At 76.1% G+C, this 1,993-nt stretch carries 2 protein-coding genes; both read left to right on the top strand.

The genetic code is table 11. From position 1 onward, the window contains the following. On the top strand, nucleotides 1–1,139 hold a 1,139-nt coding region (locus ACXJKL_RS20040; protein ID WP_457208754.1), incomplete at its 5' end, for an LpqB family beta-propeller domain-containing protein. A 106-nt stretch (nucleotides 1,140–1,245) separates the two neighbouring features. Next, a partial coding sequence (locus ACXJKL_RS20035; protein WP_457208753.1) for a ComF family protein occupies nucleotides 1,246–1,993 on the top strand: 748 nt, incomplete at its 3' end.

Genomic DNA, 1,993 nt, shown 5'->3' with positions numbered 1-1,993 from the left:
CCTCCTCGCTGGTGCCCGGCCTGCTGCCCTCGGCCGCGCTGGACCCGCGGATCGAGCGCACCTACTTTCCCGAGGGCTTCACGGCGCGCCCGGTGCCGATCACATCGGCCGGCATCGCCCAGGTCGCCCTCGACGGCGCCTCCGGCACGATCGACGAGACCACGAGCCAGCTGATGTTGACGCAGCTCATCTGGACGCTCCGCCAGGAGCCCCGCATCCGGGCCGTCCAGCTCACCATCGGCGACCGCGAGCTCGGCCTGCCGGGCGGTGCCACCCAGGTGGACCTCGACGTCGGCAGCGCCTTCGACCCCACCGGGGCCTCGGCGACCGGTGACGTCTTCGCGCTCGTCGACGGCCGCGTCGTCCGTGGCTCGGTGACCTCGCTGCTCGCCACCTCGGGCCCGATGGGCGAGGAGCGTCTCGGTGTCCGCGCCATCGGGGTCAACCTCGCCGGCACGCGCGTCGCAGGGGTCTCCGGCGACGGCAGCGCCGTGCTCGTCGCGCCCGTCGACGACGGCGGCCGCGCGGTGCAGGTCGTCAGCGGGGCCCGCAACCTCCTCCCCCCGGCCTGGGACTTCTCGGACCGGATGTGGCTCGTGGACCGCAACGGAGGCCACGCGCGGGTGCTGGTCGTGACGGGCACACGGGCGCGCAGTGTGGATGTGCCGGGGGTGACCGGGCGCGACGTCGAGCGGCTGCTCGTCTCCCGCGACGGCAGTCGCCTGGTCGCGGTCGTGGCCACCCCCTCCGGCGACCGGGTCGTCGCCGGCCGGATCCTCCACGACGACCAGGGCCGGGTGCTCGGCGCCACCCAGGCCCAGGAGCTCGCCTACCAGCCCGACGCGTCCGGGCAGGTCCGTGACATCGCCTGGCGCTCGACGACGACGGTCTCCGTGCTCTCCGACATCACCGACGACCTGTCGCAGGTGCGCACCGTGTCGGTCGACGGCGCTCCCGGTGAGGTCGTGACGTCGGGTTCGGGTCGCGTGCGCGGCGCCTTCCGGCGGCTGGTCGGGTCCCCGGTGGAGGGGGCGGCGGTGTACGCCGTCGCCGGCGAGGAGGTCATCGACCTCACCTCCCCGACGCGGCCCCTGGGCACCCTGCCCTCGGGGCTGACGTCGCTGACCTACGTCGGCTGACCGGTGTCGGTCCCCGGACCGTCCCCAACCCCGTCGGCCGACACGCTCTCCACAGGGCCCACGCACCGGATCGGGGCCGGGGGGCGAGAGATGCTCCGATGGGGCGGTGCGCGACGCTGCCCTCGACCTGTTGCTCGGGAGCAGCTGTGTCGGCTGCGCCCGGCCGGGACGGATGCTGTGCCCGGACTGCCGGGGCGCCCTGCCGATCACGGCGTGGCCCGCCTGGCCCAGCCCGGTGCCGGCCGGGCTGGTGACCCCGTGGGCGGCGGGGGAGTACGCCGACACGCTGCGCGCCCTCGTGATCGGGCACAAGGACCGCGGGCAGTGGTCGTTCGCCCGGGTGCTCGCCGGACTCCTGGCCACCTCGGTGCGGACGGCGGTGGGACCGCCCGACGGCGTGCCGGTGGTGCTCGTGCCGGTGCCGTCGCGACCCGGGTCCACCCGCAGGCGCGGCTACGACCCGACAGGGACCCTGGTCCGTGGCGCGGCGATCCTCCTGCGCCGCGCGGCGTACGACGCCCTCCCGGCCACCCTCCTCGCCTCCCGCGGCGGCGTGCGCGACCAGAAGCACCTGACGGCCACCGACCGCGCGGCCAACCTCGCCGGGTCGATGTGCTGCCCGGCGCCGGGCCTGCGGCGCCTCGCCGGACGGCGTACCCGGGCACGCGTCGTGGTGTGCGACGACGTGCTGACGACCGGGACCACGGCCCGTGAGGCGCAGCGCGCCCTGGTCGCGGTGGGCCTCGACCCGGTCGCCGTGGCGGTCGTCGCCGCCACCCGACGACGCCTCCCGACCGACGCGCACGCCGTGCCTGCGGTGGGTCCGTCCCATTCGCAGCCCCCGTCCCTTGGCC

Source organism: Nocardioides sp. P5_C9_2 (assembly GCF_054049555.1).
This window is presented reverse-complemented; position numbering and strand designations above follow the sequence as displayed.